Source organism: Pararhizobium sp. A13, from assembly GCF_040126305.1.
In the GTDB taxonomy this organism is placed as follows: Bacteria; Pseudomonadota; Alphaproteobacteria; order Rhizobiales; family Rhizobiaceae; genus Pararhizobium.
Genome location: NZ_CP149510.1, coordinates 206,375 through 223,636, shown reverse-complemented (window position 1 = coordinate 223,636; position 17,262 = coordinate 206,375). Strand labels below are relative to the sequence as shown.

The following is a 17,262-nucleotide window of genomic DNA, read 5'->3' as shown; positions in this document are numbered from 1 at the left end:
ATCCGCTGGTTCCGGGTTGCGCCGAAAGGTAGGGCGATGCCACCATAATTGCCAGCCGGAAATTTTTATTGAGTGAGATTGGAAAAGACGTTCTAACCCTGTTCGCGCGCAAAAGTGACGCGCGTGTGACGGCCTGCGGTCCTGCCAAATTCTTTTCCACAACAGAGAAAAATGATGTCGAAAGCGTTAACAGTACTCTTGCTTCTGGCCATGGTGATCCAGTTGCTGAAGCCGCTCAACCTGCCGGGACTGCGCCAGCGCCGTGACTTCTGGAAGATCGCTGTTTTCGCGATCGGGGTGATGATGGTAACGGTGCTCGTCCGGCCCTAAAGGCTGAGGTTGCCGCGCATGACGGCCACGCAGCGCCCGGCGATCCGCACGCTGTGAACCAACCCGTCCGATTTATGCACGTTCAATTCTATCAGGCTCCGGCGCCCCATTTCGACGCCCTGCTCGATGGTTATGTCGATGTCGAGGTCGCTCGCCGGCTGCAGCGAGGCGAGAAGCGCGCCCAGTGCCCCGGAGGCGCTTCCGGTCGCCGGATCCTCGATGACATTGTCGAGCGGGGCGAACATCCGGGCGCGAACATGCCAGGGATTATCCGGCAGGCGCGTGTAGAGAAAGATGGCGAACTGCTCGTCTTCAGGCGAAAACCGCCGGCCGGCCCCGGCAAAGGCAGCGGTGTTCGGGCAGGCGCGCCCAAGGGTCTCGAGATCGGTCACTTCAGCAACCGCAAAGGGCAGGCCGACGGAAGCGATGATGGGCGCGTGAGTTTCCGTGCAAATGGCTCGAACGTCGATCGAGGCGCAGTGGGCGATCGTGTCGGTGTCGATCTGCGGTCCCAGCGACAACGGCTGCGGCGCAAGAATGCCGGCTCCGGCCACGCGTCCGTCGTCGTCGCGTATCAACGCCGTCGCGACGAGACCAGCCTTCTCTTCGAAGCGAAGCACGTCGCCCGGCGCATTGCCGAAAATCTCCGGCTGGCCGCCGAGCACGAAGGCGGTGCCGACATTCGGATGCCCGGCGAAGGGGATTTCCATCGTCGGCGTGAAAATCCTCACCCGCGCCGTATTGGCGGGATCTTCCGGCGGAAGCACAAAGGTAACTTCGGAGTAACGGAACTCGGCGGCGATCTGCTGCATCTGCGTATCGGAAAGCCCGCGCGCATCCGGGATCACCGCAAGCTGGTTTCCGGAAAACCTTTCGCCGGTGAAAACATCGACGGTAATATAGGCAACGCTGTCCATGGCTACTTGCTCCGTTCCGGCTGAGACCAACTCCAGGAAATAACGGAGAGCGAAAGCGTCGCGAAGCGCGTTTTTGTCACCCGGACAATTGAGATTCCCGTTTCGCACAAGGGCGGCGCCCCGATGACCATGCGCCTCATGGTAAAGAAGGAGCAGGAACCTATAAAGAAAGCCCGGCCGCTTGCGCGGACCGGGCTTTCTCCCCTCCCTGTAACTTAAATCATGCTGCCTTTTCGAATTCCTTCTTCCACCCGCCGGTCGCAGCCAGGCTGCACATCTTGGCGCGGTGCGTGAAGGCGCGCTGACCGGCAGCGACGTTTTCCGGCTTGCCGCTCCAGGCTGTCAGCGCTTCGGTCTGCAATGCGCGGCCATAGGAGAAGGTCATGCCCCAGGGCAGATCGTAACCGGCCTTCATGGCGGAGAGATGGGCCGTTGCTTCCTCGGTGGACTGGCCGCCGGACAGGAAGGCGATGCCGGGAACGGCCGCGGGCACGGTGCGTTTCAGCACTTTCACCGTGCGCTCGGCGACTTCGACAACGCCTGCCTTGCGCGCCCTTTTGCCGTCGATGACCATGCTCGGCTTGAGGATGATGCCTTCCAGGCTGACGCGTGCGTCGCTCAGTTCTTCGAACACGATGCGCAGTGTCTCTTCGGTCACGACTTCCGCGCGGTCGATCGAATGGTCGCCCGGCGTTCCGTCCATCAGCACTTCCGGCTCGACGATCGGCACGATGCCGGCTTCCTGGCAGAGGGCCGCGTAGCGGGCCAGCGCCTGCGCATTGGCCTTGATCGCGCCGAAGGTCGGCAGGACATCGGATACGGAGATCACGCCGCGCCATTTGGCGAAACGAGCACCGGCGTCATAATGGGTCTTCAGGCGGCCGGCCAGGCCATCGAGGCCTTCGGTGATCGTCTCGCCCGGGAATTTCGCCATCGGCTTTGCACCAGTATCGACCTTGATGCCGGGAACGGCACCCGCGGCGCGGATGATGTCGACGAAGGGCGTGCCGTCTGCCGCCTTTTGGAACAGGGTTTCCTCATAGAGGATGACGCCGGAAATATAGGTCTTCATGGCTTCGTCGGCGCGAAACAGCATCTCGCGATAGTCGCGGCGCGATGTTTCGGTCGATGCAAGGCCGATCGTGTCGAAGCGCTTGCCGATCGTCGCAGTGGATTCGTCGGCCGCCAACAGGCCCTTGCCGGTCGCCACCATGGCTGCTGCAATGTCTTCAAGTCTTTCGCTCATATGCGTTCTCCTGATTGTCGTGACGGCTCGCCGATAGCAGAAGAATAGAGCAACGAAAATGAAAGTTAAATTCTTTAAAACGATTAAAATAAATTTAATCGTTTGAAATGTTGGGATTATTTTTGCGCTGCGTCCAAATACAGGTGCGGTGCAACGAAAAACCCCCGGCGCGGGGCCGGGGGTAATGGAAACGGATGAGCGGTTGCAGCGGCGACGCGCGGTTACTTCTGCTGGTGCAGGATGTCGACGCCCGGGAGCGGTTTGCCCTCCATCCATTCGAGGAAGGCGCCGCCCGCGGTGGAGACGTAGCTGAGGTCGTCCGCCACTTCGGCGTGGTTCATTGCCGAGACCGTATCGCCGCCGCCGGCGACGGAGACGAGCGCGCCGCTCTTGGTGCGGGCAGCCGCGTGCTTGGCAACGGCAACGGTCGCCTTGTCGAAGGGGGCGATCTCGAAGGCGCCGAGCGGGCCGTTCCAGACCAGCGTCTCGGCCTTGCTCACCCAATCGTTGACGGCGGCGATCGACTTCGGACCGACGTCGAGCACCATGGCGTCGGCCGGGATCGCTTCGATATCGACCACTTCGTTGTCGGCACCCGCCTTGAACTCGCGGGCGACGACGCCGTCGACCGGGAGCACGATGGCGCAGCCGGCGGAGGCGGCTTCCGTCATGATCTGCTTGGCGGTGCCGGCAAGGTCATGTTCGCAAAGCGACTTGCCGACATTGGTGCCGCGCGCGGCGATGAAGGTATTGGCCATGCCGCCGCCGATGACGAGGGCATCGACTTTCTTCACGAGGTTCATCAAGAGGTCGATCTTGGTCGAGACCTTGGCACCGCCGACGATGGCAACGACCGGACGCTTCGGATTGCCGAGACCTTTTTCCAGAGCCTCGAGCTCCGCCTGCATGGTGCGGCCGGCATAGGCGGGCAGCAGATGCGCGAGGCCCTCAGTCGAGGAATGCGCGCGGTGGGCGGCGGAGAAGGCGTCATTGACATAGATGTCGCCATTGGCGGCGAGCGCCTTGGTGAACTCCGCGTCATTCTTTTCCTCGCCCTTGTGGAAGCGCGTGTTTTCCATGAGCAGGACATCGCCGTCGTTCATGCCGGCAACAGCGGCCGCTGACTTTTCGCCAATGCAGTCGGCGGCGAAATGGACGCGCTGATCGAGGATGTCCTCAACGGCGGGGGCGATCAGCGACAGCGACATGTCGGCGACGGGTTCACCCTTCGGACGGCCGAAATGGGCGAGCAGGATGACCTTTGCCCCCTTTTCGGAAAGTTCGCGGATGGTGGGCACGACACGTTCGATGCGTGTCGCGTCGGTCACCTTGCCGTCCTTGACCGGAACATTGAGATCGACACGGACAAGCACGCGCTTGCCGGCGATATCGGTGAGGTCGTCGAGGGTCTTGAAAGTCATGATCGGTCTCCGGTCACAGTCTTTGAAAAAGGGTGGGATAATCCGTCACCAGCCCGTCCTCGTCCACCGGCAGATCCGCAGTGAAGGAACGATCCTCGGCCTCGTAGCGGTAGAGCCGGTCCTCCGCGAGGCAGGTGTAATTCTGGCCATCGGGAAAGGGCTCGAACGTGTCGAAGGGCACATAGAGCATGGTGAGCTTGGCGGTGCCGTCCTGAGGCTTCAGGCCGAGGCGGCGAATGGGCAGCGTGTTGGTAAAGGGCGTTCCGGCAAGGTCGATATCGACGCAGCTGTCAAAGGCGGGGAGGGCGGTGCCGTCCGCATCACGCCAATGGCCCTTGCCATCGGATGCCAGGGAAAGCCGCTGGCCATCTGTCGTGTCGATGCTGAAGGACATCACGGTCCAGGTTTCATCGCAATTAATGACATAGCGGACGCCGTAGGGGCGACCGCCGCGTTCGCCGATCAGAGCACTGGAGGCGCGGATACCAGCTTCAGAAGGTCTGATCGTCAGGTGTTCGAGCCCTTCCCCTTCGAGCGGACGCCAGCGTACCGTCTTGAGGGAAGGGCGCCGAAACATGGCTTTAGATCAGCTTGGCCATCGCAACGGCCGTGTCGGCCATGCGGTTGGAGAAGCCCCATTCATTGTCGTACCAGGAGAGGATACGCACGAACTTGCCTTCCAAAACCTTGGTCTGGTCGTTGGCGAAGATCGAGGAATGGCTGTCATGGTTGAAGTCGCGCGAAACCAGCGGTTCGTCGGTGTAGCCAAGGATACCCTTGAGCGCGCCGTCGGAGGCTGCCTTGATCGCACCGTTGATTTCCGCAACCGTCGTGTCGCGCTTGGCAACGAACTTGAAGTCAACGACCGAGACGTTCGGGGTTGGGACGCGGATCGAGGTGCCGTCGAGCTTGCCCTTGAGGTGCGGCAGGACGAGGCCGACGGCCTTGGCGGCACCGGTCGATGTCGGGATCATCGACAGGGCGGCTGCGCGGGCGCGGTACAGATCCTTGTGCATCGTGTCGAGCGTCGGCTGGTCGCCGGTGTAGGAGTGGATCGTGGTCATGAAGCCATGGTCGATGCCCACGACGTCGTCCAGGGTCTTGACGACCGGAACCAGGCAGTTGGTCGTGCAGGATGCGTTGGAGATGACCAGGTGTTCCTTGGTCAGTTCGTTGTGGTTAACACCGAAGACGACGGTCAGGTCAGCACCGTCGGCCGGTGCCGAAACGATGACGCGCTTGGCGCCGGCCTGAAGATGCAGGGCAGCCTTGTCGCGGGCGGTGAAGATGCCGGTGCATTCGAGCGCGATGTCGACGCCCATTGCGCCATGCGGCAGAGTTGCCGGATCCTTGATCGCCGTGACCTTGATCGGCTTGCCGCCAGCAACGATGATCGTGTCGCCTTCGACTTTCACGTCAGCCGGAAACTTGCCGTGGATCGAGTCGTAACGCAGCAGATGCGCATTGGTCTCGACAGGGCCGAGATCGTTGATGGCAACGACTTCGATGTCGGTGCGGCCGGATTCGACGATGGCGCGAAGGACGTTGCGGCCGATGCGGCCAAAGCCGTTGATGGCAACTTTTACAGTCATTTCAGGTCTCTCCCTGTCTAAGGTCTTGGTGCGGAAAACAGGGCGCGTTGGGCCGCGCCCTGTGAAGGAAAATCAGGCGAGTTTCTTTTCGGCGGCGGCAACAATTGCGTCCGACGTGATGCCGAAATGCTTGAACAGATCCTTGGCCGGGCCGGAAGCGCCGAAGGAGTGCATGCCGATGAAATCGCCATCCGAGCCGATGAAATAGTCCCATCCCTGGCGGACAGCCGCTTCGGCGGCGATCTTCACCGGTGCACTGCCGATAACGGCCTTGCGATAGGCTTCCGGCTGTTCGGCGAAGAGTTCGAAGCAGGGCACGGAGACGACGCGGGCAGCAATGCCCTTGCCGTTCAGTTCGGCTGCAGCCTTGACGGCAAGCTCCACCTCTGAGCCGGATGCGAAGATCGACACCTTGGCATTGTCGGCGGCGATGAGCTCGTAGGCACCCTTGGCGCAGAGATTTTCGGCCTCGTATTTCAGGCGGGACGGCGCAAGGTTCTGACGGGTCAGCGCCAGGCCAGACGGGCGATGCTGCTCCTTGAGCGCCAGTTGCCAGCATTCGGCGGTTTCAACCGCGTCGGCCGGACGGAACATCAGGAGGTTCGGGATGGCACGCAGGGCGGCCATATGCTCGATCGGCTCGTGCGTCGGGCCATCCTCGCCGACACCGATGGAATCGTGCGTCAGGACGTGGATGACGCGGATGCCCATCAGGGCCGCGAGGCGGATCGACGGACGGCAATAGTCCGTGAAGATCATGAAGCCGCCCGAGTAGGGAATGAGACCGCCGTGCAGCGCGATGCCGTTCATGGCGGCAGCCATGCCGTGTTCGCGGATGCCCCAGTGCATGTAGCGGCCGGAGAAATCGGTCGGGGTGATCGACTTCATCTGGCTGGTCTTGGTGTTGTTCGACGGTGTCAGGTCGGCCGAGCCGCCGAGCGTCTCGGGCAGTGTGCCGTTGATGACTTCAAGCGCGTCTTCGGAAGCCTTGCGGGTGGCGACCGTCGGCGGCGCATCGGCAATCTTCTTCTTGTAGGCGTCGATCGCGGCATCGAGGTTGCCGGGCAGTTCGCCGGCGAAGCGGCGGGTGAACTCGGACTTTTTGCCGCGTTCGGTCGCATCCAGGCGGCCTTCCCACTCCCTGCGCGCGCCCACGTAACGTTTGCCGGCTGCGCGCCATGCCTCGAGAACGTCGGCCGGGACGGTGAAGGCTTCGGCTTCCCAGTTGAGCGCCTTGCGGGTCGCTGCGATTTCTTCGGCGCCGAGCGGCGAACCATGGACCTTGTGGGTGCCAGCCTTGTTCGGGGCGCCGAATCCGATGACGGTCTTGCAGGCGATGAAGGTGGGGCGATCGGACTTCTGGGCGGCTTCGATCGCGGCTGCGATTTCATCCGGATTGTGGCCATCGACGCGGATCGTGTTCCAGTGCACCGCCTGGAAGCGGGCGATCTGGTCGGTCGAATCCGACAGCGAGACGGCGCCGTCTATGGTGATGTTGTTGTCGTCCCAGAACAGGATCAGCTTGTTGAGCTTCAAATGGCCGGCGAGCGCGATCGCCTCGTGGCTGATGCCTTCCATCAGGCAGCCGTCGCCGCAGAGGACATACGTATAATGGTTCTGCAGGTCGCTGCCGAATTCCTCGGCGAGCTTGCGCTCGGCGATCGCCATGCCGACGGCATTGGCAATGCCCTGGCCGAGCGGGCCGGTCGTCGTTTCGATGCCCGAGGCATGGCCGTATTCCGGGTGACCGGCAGTCTTCGAGCCGAGCTGGCGGAACTGCTTGAGGTCCTCCATCGTCATGTCTTCGTAGCCGGTCAGATGAAGTAGCGAATAGATCAGCATGGAGCCATGGCCGGCCGACAACACGAAGCGGTCGCGGTCTGCCCAGAGCGGGGCCTTCGGATCGAATTTCAGGTAACGGGAGAACAGAACCGTTGCTACGTCGGCGGCGCCCATCGGCAGGCCGGGGTGACCGGAATTGGCCTTTTCGACGGCATCCATGGATAGGAAACGGATCGCGTTTGCCATCCGGTCGTGTTGTTCGCGAGAGATCATTGACTGTTCCGCTTGAGTTCGGTGGACAGGGAACGGTCTCTATCCTCCAAAGACCGTATTAAGAAAGCGGGTGACACATAGCACCTGCTTCGAGGGAGTCAACAAATACGGCCATTTTGAGTGCCTCTGTAGGGCCTTTTTCGACCTCTATCCGTTGGAGAAGATGAGGTGGCTGCAAGCGACGCAAATCGACTTAAAGGGACGTGATCCACAGCTTCTGCGGACCTGCGAAGCCCTTGCCGTTGTGGAGACGTGCCGAATGGGTCTAAGAATGTAACGAGCTTGAAATACAGAGGTCGGACGGCGATTCGAGGCCGGCTGGTGCGTATCGGGAAAGCGTGATGGCGGCAGGAAAGACAGTCAAGGCGGCGATCGAGGAGTTACGCAGCGCAGTCAGCAGCCTCGAGAATGCCATTGACGGGCGCTTCGACCGGGAGCGCGACCGTGGTGAAATCGAAGGCGAGGTTCGCCGGGTCAATACTGATCGGTCGCGGCTGGCGCAGGAGCTCGACCAGTCGCAATTCCGTGCAAACCGTCTTGAGGAAGTCAACCGTGAAGTCTCGCGCCGTCTGGTGACGGCCATGGAAACGATAAGGGCAGTGCTGGACCGCTGATGCGTGGTCCGCCTGCGGGCAGGTGACGGGAATGGCGCAAGTAACGGTGACGATCGACGGCAAGGCCTATCGCATGGCATGCGAAGAGGGCCAGGAAGATCATCTGACCGATCTCGCCAACCGCTTCGACCAGTATGTCAGCCATCTGAAATCCCAATTCGGCGAAATCGGTGACCTCAGGCTGACCGTCATGGCCGGCATCATGGTCATGGACGAACTCAGCGAAGTGAACCGCAAGCTGAAAAGCCTGCAGACGGAGACCGACAATCTGAAGCAGGGGCGCGATGCGACCCTGGCCGACCAGCAGAAGGCCGAGGAGGCATTGGCCTCGGTGCTGTCAGAAGTTACGTCGCAGATCCATGGAATCGCGGCAAAGCTCACCGGCAAGGCTGCTTCCGCCAACTGAATTTTGAGAAGTTGAGCGTGGGCACTGGCGCAAGCCGTCGATGCCCTCTATATTCAGCGTCGCGGTCTGCCCTTCTCGACAGGACACCACAATCCCTGGGGCCATACTCGATCCAACGGGAGCTGTCCCTGACCAGGCTCGTGGGCCTGGACACATGGCGCCCACCTACGTTTGTAGGCACCCAGGATCGTAAACCATCCATCGGCTGTGTGGATCGCACTTTCTTTCTTTCCGACGAAAGTCAGCTGTGGGCCGCCGGCGGAGCGCGGAACGCCTCACGAATGGCGTTGGCCATGCCTTCGATGATCCGGCTGTTTGCGCTTCGCGCCCTGGTCTTCAGCACCACATTCGAAAAGTCGATGACGTCGTAGCCGTCGGCGGCCGTCAGTTCCCGGCATCCGGCGGGGATGCTGCTGCGGGTGAGCGGGGCGATGGCAAGGCCGGATGTCACGGCAGCGATCAGGCCGTTGCTGGTGCGGCTGATATAGGCCACGCGACTTTCGATACCGCGTTTCTTCAGGCTCTTCAGCGCCAGAGCGTCGCACCATCCGCCTTTCAGGTAGGTGTAGGTGGCGATCGGCACGGGATGGCGCTCGTGGATCTGATGCTGATCCGACGTCACCCAGACAGTGGGATCCACCATGAGGACTTCGTTCTTCGTGTGGCCACCGGGTTCGAACACGACGGCGATATCGATTTCGCCCGCCTCGAGTGCCGCCAGGTTGGACATCGAGACGCCCTGCTGCACCGTGACTTCGACGCCGGGATGAATAGCGGCGAAAGCACCGAGCGCCTTAGGCAAAGTAGAGTTGATATATTCCTCCGAAATTCCGATTCTTATTGAGCCGTCGAGGGCGGGCAGCCGAATGGATGCGGCGGTATCATCAAGAAGGGCGACGATACGGCGCGCATTGTCGAGAAGCCGCGCACCGTGGCCCGTCATATTGACGCCGCGCGATCCGCGCTCGAACAGCGGCTCGCCAAGAATATCCTCCAGCTTCTTGATCTGCATGCTGACGGCCGATTGGGTTCGGCCGACCGTCTCCCCCGCCTTGGTGAAATTGCCGCTGTCGGCCACGGCAACGAAGGTTCTCAGAAGATCGCTTTCAAGAGGAGGAAACATCGTGTTCGCCATCATGTTTTCTAATGGCAGACATCTTCGCAATTCGTTGGATTGATGTCAACGCAAGTCCGATACTCGGCGAGAACACCTCGGAGTTTCGGATATGAAGCACGATCACAGGACACGGCGACGGTCTGTCAGAATGACAGAGTGCTTTTGGCACAGCATTGGGGAATGGCGGGAAAAGCGTCTGGCGCGGCGAACCCTGGCGGAGATATCGCGGCGCGACAATGCGCATCTGCTCGATGATATCGGCATCGACGGCGCAGACGTCGATTGCAGAGTGCAACGCCACCGCTTCTGGATGTTATGAAATCAGGTTCATGCGGGCGGCGCGAAAAATCGCTTCCGCGACGTTGCCGGCCTGCAGCTTTTCCATGGCCGTATTGAAGGCTTCCTCGATTCGGTCGCGGGCAATGTCAGTTTCGCGCGTGATGTCTTCCCGGGGCCGCCCGCGCGCCGCCAAGGACAGGCAGCGCAATTCCAGGGGATCGAGTTCCGGTAGCATCTTGTCCTTCATCGCCCCGGCCCAGTCTTGAATCGGACAGTTCGCCGCATCGCCCTCTGGCACGGGCCGCAAAGAGCGCGAAAGCGGAACCGTAGTGCATACAGAACAGACCCCTAACGGCGTGCCAGATTGAGAAAGAGACCGCTTCGTCGCAAAAAGTTGTACAAGCGCCGGCGGCACGGTTTCCCTCTCCCGGTTGGATGCACTAGAAATGGACACTCGCTGGTAAGGGGGCATGTGCATGACACCGAGGGAACTGAAGGCTGCGCTGCGGATTGAGCGACTGGCGCTGCGCGATGCGATGGCGCCGGAAGCACGCATGAAAGCCAGCCTCAAAATGCTCGATCATGCCGGCGATATCATCGAGTTCGAGCCCGGGCAGGTGATTTCCGGCTTCTGGCCGATCCGCTCGGAAGTCGATATCCGGCCGCTGATGGCGCGCTTGCGCGAGCGCTGCGCGCGGCTGTGCCTTCCCGTCATTCTCGACAAGAAGACCATTGTTTTTCGCGAACTCGTGCCCGGCGCTCCGATCGTCGAAACGGGTTTCGGCACGACCGGACCGGGCGAGGATGCGCCGGTGCTTGATCCCGACATCATGCTGGTGCCGCTGTCGGCTTTCGACAGAACCGGTCACAGGATTGGCTACGGCGCCGGATATTACGACCGTGCGATCGAACGTTTGCGCCGGAAAGGCCATATGCCGCGACTGATCGGGATTGCATTCGACTGCCAGGAAGTGGCATCAGTGCCCGCAGAGCCGCACGATGTGGCGCTGGACGCCCTGCTGACCGAAAGCGGGCTCAGGATATTCGGGCTAGGAATAAGCAAATATGAGACTTTTGTTTCTGGGTGACATGGTTGGCAAGACCGGCCGGACGGCGGTCTGGGACCGATTGCCCGGTCTGATCAGTGACCTGAAGCTCGATTTCGTCATCGTCAACGGCGAGAATGCCGCGGGCGGCTTCGGCATCACTGAGGACATCTTTCTGGAAACCATCAATGCCGGCGCCGATGTCGTGACCACCGGCAACCATGTCTGGGACCAGAAGGAGGCCGTTACCTTCTGCGAGCGGCACGACCAGTTCCTGCGCCCGGCCAACTATCCCGCAGGTACGCCCGGTCGCGGCTCCAATCTCTATTTCGCCCGCAACGGAGCGCGCGTGCTGGTCGCCAATGTCATGGGCCGCGTCTTCATGCATCCGGAACTGGATGATCCCTTCAAGGCGGCGGAAGCCATTCTCACCGCCTGTCCGCTGAAGGAACAGGCCGATGCCATCATCTTCGATTTCCATGCGGAAGCGACCAGCGAGAAGCAGTGCTTCGGCCATTTCGTCGATGGCCGCGCGAGCTTCGTCGTCGGCACCCATACACATGTACCGACCGCCGATCACCAGATCCTCAATGGCGGCACCGCTTACATGTCGGATGCCGGCATGTGCGGCGATTATGATTCTTCACTCGGCATGGAGAAGGAAGAGCCGCTGAACCGCTTCATCTCGAAGATGCCGAAGGGCCGCTTCGAGGCGGCGTCCGGCCCGGCGACCATCTGCGGTGTCGGTGTCGAGATTTCCGATCGCACCGGCCTTGCGGAAAACATCGCGCCACTTCGGATCGGACCCAGGCTGGCGGAGACGATACCGGCGTTCTGGGTGTGAAACCGCCTCGGCGGACGAACCCGCAATGACGCGATTGTGAGCCGTCGCACACAATCGCCGCTGGACGTCGCGTCCATCCTGCCTATCCTCAAGGCCCATGCAAATCCTTGACTGCGGGGTGCATGATGTTGCGATATCTCCTCCTCCCATTTGCCGCCATCGCGTTTTTGCATTTTCTCTGGTTGACGCCGGCCCGTGCGCAAGCGGCTCCGGTCAGCCAGTGCCAGGCGATCGCTGAGGCGCGTCCCGATGTCGCCTTTGCCAGTTTCAAGCCGTGGGCTGGACTTAATGTTCAAGCTGTCGTCGGCGACGAGGTGAAGATCACCTATATCGGCCACTCGACTTTTCTCATCGAGACGCCCGGCGGCGTCTCGATCGCGACGGATTACAGCGGTTGGTATGCGCTCCCCGAGGCGCCGGACGTGGTGACGATGAACAAGGCGCACTCCAGCCACTACACGCTAACGCCTGACCCGGCGATCAAGCATGTATTGCATGGATGGGGCGGTGACGGCGGTCCGGCCGATCACGATGTCGTCGTCGGCGACACCTATATCCGCAATGTGACGACCGACATTGGTGCCGGTGGCGGAACGATGGAGCCGGATGGCAATTCCATCTTCATTTTCGAAGTCGCAGGTCTCTGCATCGGCCATCTCGGCCACTTGCATCACGAACTCGACGAGACCGACTATGCCGAGATCGGCCGCCTGGACGTGCTGATGGTGCCGGTCGATGGCGGCCTGACCATGGGTGCGGAAAGCATGAGCCGGGTGGTGGCGCGGCTGCGCTCGGCGCTGATCCTGCCGATGCATCGGCGCGGGCCGCCGGTCACGAATTTCCTGCAGATGTTCGGGGATGGTTTCGACAAGAGCTTTGCGACGGGAGCGAGCGTCATGGTTTCGGTGCGTTCCTTGCCAAGGAAGCCCTTGATTTATATCCTGCAGGGCGTCTGACCTTCGGGGACACATTGTCAGGAATCATGGAATGAGATTTTTCGCCGTCTGCACGCTTGCCCTCCTTTCCATGACATCCCTTGCTATGGCCGATGGAGCCCCGCCGCCGCGGATGCCGACAGCGGAAGGCGACAAGATCGCCACTGTGCCGGAAACGAAATCGTTCGGTCACCAGGAAGAATTCGTGCTGCCATCCGGCAATATCGGCTGTGTCTACACGCCGGAGGGTGGAACGGAGGTCTACCGGCCAGCCGACGGCGGCCCGGAGCTATCCTGCGACCGCGTCGCGCCGCGCTATGTTCGGGCGACGCTGTCGCGCGACGGTGCGGCGATACTCGTTAGAGACGTCGGTGATCAGGGTTGCTGCTCTGCCGGTTCGGTGCTCGACTATGGCGAGACTTGGACTGCCGGCCCCTTCTCCTGCCTTTCGACGCGGACGGGACTATCCTGCGAACGAAACGACGGCCACTCCTTCTTTCTCAGCCGCCGGCGGATCGACGCCAACTGAAAAAAAGTAGCGCCTTCTGGACGCAAAGCGCCAATGAAACTATAAGGCGCCCAATTCCAAACATGACAAATATGCGAAGAGGGCGCCATGGCCGGCCATTCACAGTTTAAAAACATCATGCACCGCAAGGGCCGCCAGGACGCAGTGCGGTCGAAAATGTTCTCCAAGCTTGCGCGCGAAATCACCGTCGCGGTCAAGGGCGGTTTGCCTGACCCGACCATGAACGCGCGTCTGCGCCTGGCGATCCAGAACGCCAAGGCACAGTCGATGCCGAAGGACAATATCGAGCGCGCCATCAAGAAGGGCTCCGGTGCTGACGGTGAAAACTACGAGGCCGTGCGCTATGAGGGTTACGGTCCCGGTGGCGTCGCCGTCATCGTCGAGGCGCTGACCGACAATCGCAACCGCACCGCCTCCAACGTCCGCTCGACCTTCACCAAGGCTGGCGGCGCGCTCGGCGAAACCGGATCTGTCTCCTTCTCCTTCGACCGCGTCGGCGAAATCTCCTACAAGCCGTCGGTCGGCAGCGCCGACAAGGTCATGGACGCCGCGATCGAGGCCGGCGCCGAAGACGTGACGACCGACGAGGACGGCCACTACATCGTCTGCGGTTTCGAGGATATCGGCGAGGTTTCCAAGGCCTTGGAAGCAACACTCGGCGAAGCCGATACCGTCAAGGCGATCTGGCGGGCCCAAAACACCGTGCCGGTCGATGAAGAACGCGCCCAGTCGCTGATGAAACTGATAGACACGCTGGAAGACGACGACGACGTGCAGAACGTCTACACCAACTTCGAAGTCTCCGACGAAGTCATGGCCAAGCTTTCGGCCTGATCAGTCAATCATTTGATTGCTAAAAGCCCGGTTTTCCAGCCGGGCTTTTTGTTATGCGGCCTTTGCCAGTTGCTGTTGCGCCTCGGCAAACAGACGCACCGATTTCAGCCGCGCGTCCATGTCGTAGATCGGCATGGAAATGATCAGCTCGTCGGCCTGCGTCTGGTCGAGGAAGCGGTCGAGTTTCGTCCTGATCGTGTCCGGGCCGCCGACGACCGCATAGGTCATGGCATGATCGACGAAGATCTTCTCCGTCTCGCTCCACAGCCCGTCCATCGAAGCCACAGGCGGCGGGAACTGGCCGCGTGCATTGCGGCGAAGCGCCACGAAGGATTGCTGCATCGAGGTGAAGAGGTGGCTGGCCTCATCATCGGTATCGGCGGCGACACCCATGATGCCGACCATGGCATGCGGCTGGTCAAGATATTGCGACGGCTCGAAGCGCTCGCGATAGATCTCCAGCGCCGACAAAAGCATATCGGGCGCGAAATGCGAGGCGAAGGCGAAGGGCAGGCCGAGCATGCCGGCGAGATGGGCGCTGAAATGGCTGGAGCCGAGCAGCCAGATCGGCACGTTGCTGTCGGCGCCGGGAACGGCGATCAGGGCCTGATCTTCCTTCGCAGGCCCGAGCAGCGCCTGCAATTCGACGACATCGTTGGGGAAATTGTTGGCGCTTGCCTCCATGTTGCGGCGAAGGGCCGAGGCGGTGCGCATGTCGGTTCCCGGCGCGCGACCCAGGCCGAGATCGATGCGGCCGGGATATAGTGCTGCGAGCGTGCCGAATTGCTCGGCAATCACCAGCGGCGAATGGTTCGGCAGCATGATGCCGCCGGAGCCGACCCGGATCGTCTTCGTGCCGGCCGCCACATGGGAAATGACGATCGACGTTGCGGCACTGGCAATGCCTTTCATGCCGTGATGTTCGGCCAGCCAGAAGCGCTTGTAGCCCGCCGCTTCCGCCTCCTGCGCCAGGCGGCGTGAATTCTGCAGAGCCTCAGACGCGCTTGCCCCTTGGGTGATCGGGGAGAGGTCGAGGATGGAAAAGGGGACCATGGGGAAACCTTCGATCAACGGATTTGATAGAAACCTATGTAAGATCGAATTTCGTAAATCCAAGCCTGCCGCGTTGGAGACGATGCAGTTCATCGACCGCTAAATCATGGGAATGTTTTTGTTTTGTTCACATTTTGCTGGCAGCGTCCCGTTATCGGGAATAGGGTTCAGCATGCAAAACACGATTCGAATCATCGGCATCGATCCGGGGCTTCGCCGTACCGGCTGGGGCGTCATCGACACGCTTGGCAACTCCTTGCGCTTCGTTGCTTCCGGTACAGTGACATCCGACGGCGAGATGGACCTCGCGTCGCGTCTTTGCCAGTTGCATGACGGATTGGCGGACGTGATCCACAGCCACAAGCCGGACGAGGCGGCTGTCGAGCAGACCTTCGTCAACAAGGATGCGGTGGCGACGCTGAAACTCGGACAAGCGCGCGGTATCGCCATGCTGGTACCGGCGCGGGCAGGCTTGCCGGTCGCTGAATATGCGCCGAATGCGGTGAAGAAGGCGGTGATCGGCGTCGGTCACGGCGAGAAGCAGCAGATCCACATGATGCTGAAAATCCTGATGCCGAGGGCCGAATTCAAGGGCAATGACGCGGCCGATGCGCTGGCGATCGCCATCTGCCATGCGCACAATCGCGGTGCGGCACGAATGCGGATGGCGGCGCTCGCTGGTTGATTTGTTCTTGACTTGTTCCGTTTGAGCGGCTAGGTAATACCACAGAGGTATTACCATGCGCGTCACCGAAAAAGGCCAGGTCACCATCCCGAAGAATGTGCGAACGAACCTCGGCATCGAGCCGGGGGCCGATGTCGAATTCATTCTGAAGGGCAATCAGGCCATTTTGCGGCGTGTCGAGCCCGCTAAGGCCGGCATCGAACGCGCCGTCCAGGAATTTACCGACCATTTGAACCGCCACAAGGGAACGATGAGTCTCGGCGGTATGGACGGCGATGATTTCTACAGAATGCTGAGAGACTGATGGCGACATTGATCGACACAAATGTGCTGATCGATGTGTTCCATACGGGCAGCGCCTTCGAGGATTGGTCGGCGTTGCGCTTGGCGGACGCAAGGCGCAACGGTCCTGTGGTGATTAATCCGCTGATCTATGCGGAAATGGCGGCCGGTTTCGCCTTTTCCGGTGCGCTTGAAGCAGCGCTCTCGCCGTCGGCTTTCCTGCGGGAAGATTTGCCCTGGGATGCGGCCTATGCTGCCGGCCAGGCTTTTCTCCAGTACAAGAAATCAGGGGGCGACAAGCGTTCGCCGTTGCCCGATTTCTATATCGGGGCCCACGCCGCCGTACGCGGTTATCGGCTTTTGACGAGAGATCCTGTGCGCTACAAAACCTATTTCCCTTCCGTCGAACTGATCACGCCGGAAACCTACCCATGAAGGACTTTGCGCCATGATCGGCAAACTCAAGGGAACGATCGACGAGATCGGCGACGACCACGTCGTTCTCGACGTGCACGGCGTCGGCTATGTCGCCCATTGCTCGTCGCGCACATTGTCGAAGCTAGGCTCTCCGGGTGAAGCCGTCATTCTGTTCATTGAGACCTATGTGCGCGAGGACCAGTTGCGGCTGTTCGGCTTTCTGACGGCGCTGGAGCGGGAGTGGTTCCGGCTGCTGCAGAGCGTTCAGGGCGTCGGGTCCAAGGTGGCGCTGGCGGTACTCTCGGTTCTGACGCCCGGCGAACTGGCGAATGCGATCGCCCTGCAGGACAAGACGTCCGTGTCGCGGGCGCCGGGTGTCGGCCCGAAGGTCGCGGTGCGTATCGTTACCGAACTGAAGAACAAGGCGCCCGCCTTTGCCGGCGAGGCGGCGGCCAATATCGGCCTGAAGCAGGAGCTTGGCGAAGGTGTCGCTGCAGCACCGGTGGCTGATGCGGTGTCGGCGTTGAGCAATCTCGGCTACTCGCGCGATCAGGCGGCAAACGCTGTTGCCGCGGCGTTGAAGAATGGCGGCGAGGGCGCCGACAGCGCTAAGCTGATCCGGCTGGGGTTGAAGGAACTGGCGCGATGATTGGTCGTTTG

21 protein-coding genes and 1 other RNA gene are annotated in these 17,262 nt (G+C 61.2%); 13 read left to right on the top strand and 9 right to left on the bottom strand.

Annotated features, from left to right (window positions below; all coding sequences use genetic code 11):
- Positions 1-174 precede the first annotated feature (174 nt).
- Positions 175-330, top strand: a complete 156-nt coding sequence (locus WI754_RS01135; protein ID WP_113004406.1) for a hypothetical protein — start codon at positions 175-177, stop codon at positions 328-330.
- Here WI754_RS01135 and WI754_RS01130 read toward each other — a convergent pair.
- The 6 genes from WI754_RS01130 to tkt form a co-directional block, all read right to left on the bottom strand.
- Positions 327-1,247, bottom strand: coding sequence for a PhzF family phenazine biosynthesis protein (locus tag WI754_RS01130; protein WP_349435751.1), 921 nt, complete (start codon positions 1,245-1,247; stop codon positions 327-329). The genes WI754_RS01135 and WI754_RS01130 overlap by 4 nt on opposite strands.
- 220 nt (positions 1,248-1,467) lie before the next feature.
- The gene (locus WI754_RS01125) at positions 1,468-2,493 is read right to left on the bottom strand and encodes a class I fructose-bisphosphate aldolase (RefSeq protein WP_349435748.1); all 1,026 of its coding nucleotides are present in this window, start codon (positions 2,491-2,493) and stop codon (positions 1,468-1,470) included.
- A 221-nt stretch (positions 2,494-2,714) separates the two neighbouring features.
- Positions 2,715-3,914 (bottom strand): phosphoglycerate kinase, encoded by a 1,200-nt coding sequence (locus WI754_RS01120; protein ID WP_349435747.1) that lies wholly within the window; start codon positions 3,912-3,914, stop codon positions 2,715-2,717.
- A gap of 13 nt (positions 3,915-3,927) precedes the next feature.
- The gene (locus WI754_RS01115; RefSeq protein WP_349435746.1) at positions 3,928-4,491 is read right to left on the bottom strand and encodes a putative glycolipid-binding domain-containing protein; all 564 of its coding nucleotides are present in this window, start codon (positions 4,489-4,491) and stop codon (positions 3,928-3,930) included.
- Between the two features lie 4 nt (positions 4,492-4,495).
- Positions 4,496-5,506 (bottom strand): type I glyceraldehyde-3-phosphate dehydrogenase, encoded by a 1,011-nt coding sequence (gene gap, locus WI754_RS01110; protein WP_349435745.1) that lies wholly within the window; start codon positions 5,504-5,506, stop codon positions 4,496-4,498.
- Between the two features lie 72 nt (positions 5,507-5,578).
- Positions 5,579-7,561 carry a transketolase gene (gene tkt, locus WI754_RS01105; protein ID WP_349435743.1) on the bottom strand — a complete coding sequence of 661 codons (1,983 nt, stop codon included), beginning with the start codon at positions 7,559-7,561 and terminating at the stop codon, positions 5,579-5,581.
- Between the two features lie 341 nt (positions 7,562-7,902).
- Between tkt and WI754_RS01100 the strand changes: the two genes are divergently transcribed.
- From WI754_RS01100 to ssrS, 3 genes are all read left to right on the top strand, one after another.
- Positions 7,903-8,175: a DUF4164 domain-containing protein gene (locus WI754_RS01100; protein ID WP_037164145.1), complete on the top strand. Its 273-nt coding sequence runs from the start codon at positions 7,903-7,905 to the stop codon at positions 8,173-8,175.
- 31 nt (positions 8,176-8,206) lie between these two features.
- Positions 8,207-8,581: a cell division protein ZapA gene (locus WI754_RS01095; RefSeq protein ID WP_349435742.1), complete on the top strand. Its 375-nt coding sequence runs from the start codon at positions 8,207-8,209 to the stop codon at positions 8,579-8,581.
- Positions 8,582-8,641: 60 nt separating this feature from the next.
- Positions 8,642-8,801, top strand: a non-coding RNA gene (ssrS, locus tag WI754_RS01090) — 6S RNA.
- Between the two features lie 21 nt (positions 8,802-8,822).
- On the opposite strand, the gene WI754_RS01085 is transcribed toward ssrS, so the two are convergent.
- Together WI754_RS01085 and WI754_RS01080 are read right to left on the bottom strand one after the other, a co-directional pair.
- Positions 8,823-9,704 carry a LysR family transcriptional regulator gene (locus WI754_RS01085; protein WP_349435741.1) on the bottom strand — a complete coding sequence of 294 codons (882 nt, stop codon included), beginning with the start codon at positions 9,702-9,704 and terminating at the stop codon, positions 8,823-8,825.
- 307 nt (positions 9,705-10,011) lie between these two features.
- On the bottom strand, positions 10,012-10,392 hold the full coding sequence (locus WI754_RS01080) for a hypothetical protein (RefSeq protein ID WP_349435740.1): 381 nt from the start codon (positions 10,390-10,392) through the stop codon (positions 10,012-10,014).
- A gap of 61 nt (positions 10,393-10,453) precedes the next feature.
- Here WI754_RS01080 and WI754_RS01075 point away from each other — a divergent pair, with 61 nt between their 5' ends.
- The 5 genes from WI754_RS01075 to WI754_RS01055 all read left to right on the top strand — a co-directional run bounded on the left by WI754_RS01075 (position 10,454) and on the right by WI754_RS01055 (position 14,165).
- On the top strand, positions 10,454-11,065 hold the full coding sequence (locus WI754_RS01075) for a 5-formyltetrahydrofolate cyclo-ligase (protein ID WP_349435739.1): 612 nt from the start codon (positions 10,454-10,456) through the stop codon (positions 11,063-11,065).
- Positions 11,043-11,867, top strand: coding sequence for a TIGR00282 family metallophosphoesterase (locus WI754_RS01070; protein ID WP_349435738.1), 825 nt, complete (start codon positions 11,043-11,045; stop codon positions 11,865-11,867). Before WI754_RS01075 ends, WI754_RS01070 begins: the two co-directional genes overlap by 23 nt.
- A 122-nt stretch (positions 11,868-11,989) precedes the next feature.
- Entirely contained in the window at positions 11,990-12,823 is an 834-nt protein-coding gene (locus tag WI754_RS01065; protein ID WP_349435737.1) for an MBL fold metallo-hydrolase, read from the top strand.
- Between the two features lie 31 nt (positions 12,824-12,854).
- A complete protein-coding gene (locus tag WI754_RS01060; RefSeq protein WP_349435736.1) occupies positions 12,855-13,331 on the top strand; it encodes a hypothetical protein in 477 nt (158 codons plus the stop codon).
- An 87-nt stretch (positions 13,332-13,418) separates the two neighbouring features.
- Positions 13,419-14,165, top strand: a complete 747-nt coding sequence (locus tag WI754_RS01055) for a YebC/PmpR family DNA-binding transcriptional regulator (RefSeq protein WP_349435735.1) — start codon at positions 13,419-13,421, stop codon at positions 14,163-14,165.
- Between the two features lie 51 nt (positions 14,166-14,216).
- Here the strand turns inward: WI754_RS01055 and WI754_RS01050 are convergent, their stop codons facing one another.
- Positions 14,217-15,218: an LLM class flavin-dependent oxidoreductase gene (locus WI754_RS01050; RefSeq protein ID WP_349435734.1), complete on the bottom strand. Its 1,002-nt coding sequence runs from the start codon at positions 15,216-15,218 to the stop codon at positions 14,217-14,219.
- Positions 15,219-15,390: 172 nt separating this feature from the next.
- Here WI754_RS01050 and ruvC point away from each other — a divergent pair, with 172 nt between their 5' ends.
- From ruvC to ruvA, 4 genes are read left to right on the top strand one after another with little or no spacing between them, the layout of a single operon-like run.
- Complete coding sequence (ruvC, locus tag WI754_RS01045) at positions 15,391-15,903, top strand: crossover junction endodeoxyribonuclease RuvC (protein WP_349435733.1); 513 nt, start codon at positions 15,391-15,393, stop codon at positions 15,901-15,903.
- A gap of 55 nt (positions 15,904-15,958) precedes the next feature.
- The gene (locus WI754_RS01040) at positions 15,959-16,207 is read left to right on the top strand and encodes an AbrB/MazE/SpoVT family DNA-binding domain-containing protein (RefSeq protein WP_349435732.1); all 249 of its coding nucleotides are present in this window, start codon (positions 15,959-15,961) and stop codon (positions 16,205-16,207) included.
- On the top strand, positions 16,207-16,620 hold the full coding sequence (locus WI754_RS01035; protein WP_349435731.1) for a type II toxin-antitoxin system VapC family toxin: 414 nt from the start codon (positions 16,207-16,209) through the stop codon (positions 16,618-16,620). The genes WI754_RS01040 and WI754_RS01035 overlap by 1 nt, the downstream gene beginning before the upstream one ends.
- 13 nt (positions 16,621-16,633) lie before the next feature.
- Complete coding sequence (gene ruvA / locus WI754_RS01030; RefSeq protein WP_349435729.1) at positions 16,634-17,251, top strand: Holliday junction branch migration protein RuvA; 618 nt, start codon at positions 16,634-16,636, stop codon at positions 17,249-17,251.
- Positions 17,252-17,262: the final 11 nt, after the last annotated feature.